This window comes from Aeromicrobium sp. REDSEA-S32_B7 (assembly GCF_001626145.1).
GTDB classification, from domain to species: domain Bacteria; phylum Actinomycetota; class Actinomycetes; order Propionibacteriales; family Nocardioidaceae; genus Aeromicrobium; species Aeromicrobium erythreum.
Map to the genome: position 1 here is coordinate 1 of NZ_LUNF01000279.1, position 2771 is coordinate 2771.

Annotated in this window: 3 protein-coding genes and 1 pseudogene; 1 reads left to right on the forward strand and 3 read right to left on the reverse strand. The window is 71.6% G+C overall.

What is annotated here, in order from left to right; all coding sequences use genetic code 11:
- Positions 1 to 273, forward strand: a 273-nt coding sequence (locus tag A6Q79_RS16520) for a cyclic nucleotide-binding domain-containing protein (RefSeq protein ID WP_317698802.1), incomplete at its 5' end; no start/stop codon positions are given.
- Positions 274 to 353: 80 nt separating this feature from the next.
- Here A6Q79_RS16520 and A6Q79_RS16525 read toward each other — a convergent pair.
- From A6Q79_RS16525 to A6Q79_RS16535, 3 genes and pseudogenes are all read right to left on the reverse strand, one after another.
- Positions 354 to 1181, reverse strand: coding sequence for a M13-type metalloendopeptidase (locus A6Q79_RS16525; protein WP_317698804.1), 828 nt, complete (start codon positions 1179 to 1181; stop codon positions 354 to 356).
- Positions 1173 to 2215: pseudogene (locus A6Q79_RS16530) on the reverse strand (peptidase M13); the annotation flags it as partial. The gene A6Q79_RS16525 and the pseudogene A6Q79_RS16530, both read right to left, overlap by 9 nt.
- A 344-nt stretch (positions 2216 to 2559) precedes the next feature.
- Positions 2560 to 2771, reverse strand: a 212-nt coding sequence (locus A6Q79_RS16535) for a zinc-binding dehydrogenase (RefSeq protein WP_317698803.1), incomplete at its 5' end; no start/stop codon positions are given.

A 2771-nucleotide genomic window follows, 5' to 3' on the forward strand; every position in this document is an offset into this window, starting at 1 on the left:
CTCGAGAACCAGGCCTTCCTGCTGGTCGAGGGCCAGGTCGCCGTCACCGTCGGCGAGGACCTCGTCGCCGTCCTCGGCCCCGGCGAGCTGGTCGGCGAGCTCGGCGTCATCGACCGGCGCCTCCCGCGCACCGCCACGGTCACCGCGATGACCCCGGTCACCGCCTGCGTGCTCACCCCGCGCGGCTTCGACTCCCTGCGCCGCGGCTTCCCCGCCGTCGCAGCACTCGTCGACCGCACGGTCGCGGCGCGCCAGGAGCCCCTCGCCGGCTGACACCACCGGCGGAGCCGCGGGACGTCATGCACCCAGCGGGAGGGGACCTCCCGTCCGCATGACGTCCCGCTGCGTCCTCGTCACCAGATGCGGACGCGGTCCTCGGGGTCGAGCCACAGGCCGTCGCCGGGCGCGGTCTCGAAGACCTCGTGGAACTCGTCGAGGTTGCGCACGATGTTGGCGCGGAACTCCGCCGGGCTGTGCGGGTCGATGGTGAGGAACTGACGCGCCTGCTCCGCGCGGCGCTTGGTGCGCCACACGTGGCCCCAGTTGAGGAAGAGGCGGCGCCGCTCCTCGACGCCGGCCTGCCCGTCGGTGGAGATGACGTAGGCCTTGTGCGCGATGGTCAGGCCGCCCAGGTCGCCGATGTTCTCGCCGACGGTGAGCTGGCCGTTGACCCGCTCACCGGGCAGGTCGCGGGGTTCGAGCGCGTCGTACTGGGCGACGAGCTTCTTCGACTTCTCCTCGAAGGCGGCCTTGTCGTCGGGGGTCCACCAGTCGCGCAGGTTGCCCAGCGGGTCGAACTGCGCGCCCTGGTCGTCGAAGCCGTGGCCGATCTCGTGGCCGATGACCGCGCCGATGCCGCCGTAGTTCTCGGCCGGGTGCGCGTCGGGGGAGAAGAACGGCGGCTGCAGGATGCCGGCCGGGAAGCAGATCTCGTTGGTGCCGGGGTTGTAGTAGGCGTTCACGGTCTGCGGGAGCATGTGCCACTCGTCGCGGTCGACCGGGGAGCCGATCTTGCCCAGCTGGCGGTCGGTCTCGAAGGCGGCCGAGGCAGCGACGTTGCCCATCAGGTCATCAGGGCGCACCTGCAGGCCGGAGTAGTCACGGAAGGTGTCGGGGTAGCCGATCTTGGGGTTGAAGGTCTCGAGCTTCTCGTAGGCCTTGGCCTTGGTGTCCGCGGTCATCCAGTCCAGGGCGGCGATCGACTCGCGGTAGGCGGCCAGCAGGTTGGCGACCAGCTGCTCCATCATCGCCTTGGACTGCGGCGGGAAGTGGCGGGCGACGTACTGCTTGCCGACCGCCTCGCCCAGCGCCCCCTCGACCTGAGGTACGGCGCCGCCGACCGCAGCACGCGCACCAGCAGCCAGGGCCGCCACTGCTCGAGCGGCACCTCGGCGAGCACGCCGGCCAGGCCCTCGAAGAACGACGGCTGGCGGACGTTGACCTCGGCCAGCAGCTCCTCGGCGGACTTCGCGCCGCCGGAGAGGTTGGTGACGTAGACGTCGAGGTCGAAGGGGCCCACCAGGGTGCGCAGCTGCTCGAGGGTGTGCAGGTTGTAGGTCCGCTGGACGTCGCGGGTCTCCGCGCGCTCCCAGTGCCCCTTGGCGATCCGGGTGTCGATGTCGAGCACCGTGCGCGCGGCGGCGGCGGGGTCACCGAGCCACTCGGCGCCGGTGCCGCCGAGCTCGAGCAGCCGGGTGAGGTAGGCGAGGTACTTCTCGCGGGTCTCGGCGTGCTTGTCCTCGCGGTAGTAGGACTCGTCGGGCAGGCCGAGGCCGCCCTGGACGAAGTTCACGAGGTAGCGCTCGGAGTCCTTGTCGTCGTTGTCGACGTAGGAGCCGAAGACGCCGTGGCTGCCGATGCGCTCGGACTCCCCGAGGAAGGCGGCCAGGTCGCGCAGGTCGCGCAGTCCACCGATCGCCTCGACCAGCGGCTGCACCGGGGTCAGCCCCAGGGCGGCGATCCGCTCGGTGTCCATGAAAGAGCTGTAGAGGTCGCCGATCTTGCGCGCCTCGTCGGCGGCGGAGGGATCGGCGGCGTCGGTCGCGCCGCCGGCGGCCAGCTCCTCGATGATCTCGCGCACGTGCTGCTCGGCGGCGTCGCTCAGGGCGACGAAGGGGCCCCAGCTCGAGCGGTCCGAGGGGATCTCGGTCTCCGCGAGCCAGCGGCCGTTGACGTGGCCGAAGAGGTCGTCCTGCGGCCGGACGGACAGGTCCATGCCCTCGCGGGCGTCGTCGAGGATGCTCACGTCCGCGACCCTAGCCGGGGCTACCCCGCCGCAGCGTCCAGGGCCGCGCGCACCGACATCACGATCGTCTCCTCGTCGACACCGTCGCGGGCCGCCAGCTCGGCCACCAGCCGGCGTACGACGAGCATGACGCCGCCGATGAGCGGGCTGATGTATCGCCGCCTGTGCCTTGTCGGGGTCGTCGCCGCCGACGTCGGCCGCGACGACAGCGTCCAGGACGACGTGGCCGGCGCGGCGGACCTTCTCCTCCTCGGGGAGATCGGAGTCGTGCCCGTGGTCGTGGTCGTGCCCGTGGTGCTCGGCGTGCGGGTCGTTCATCGCACCCGCACCACGGACTTGCCGAGCGTGCGCCGCTCGTCCATGTCGATCAGCGCCTTCCCCAGCTCGTCGAAGGAGTACGTCGCGCCGATCGGCGGCTTCACGGCGCCGGCCTCGATCATCGGCAGCAGCGCCTCCCACTGCTGGTGGAGGTAGCCCGGGCGCATCATCCCGTAGCCACCCCAGCCCACGCCGCGCACGTCGATGT

Coding starts and splice junctions, on each gene's coding strand:
- A6Q79_RS16525 (WP_317698804.1), bottom strand. CDS start 1,181: ATGACCGCGGACACCAAGGCCAAGGCCTACGAGAAGCTCGAGACCTTC.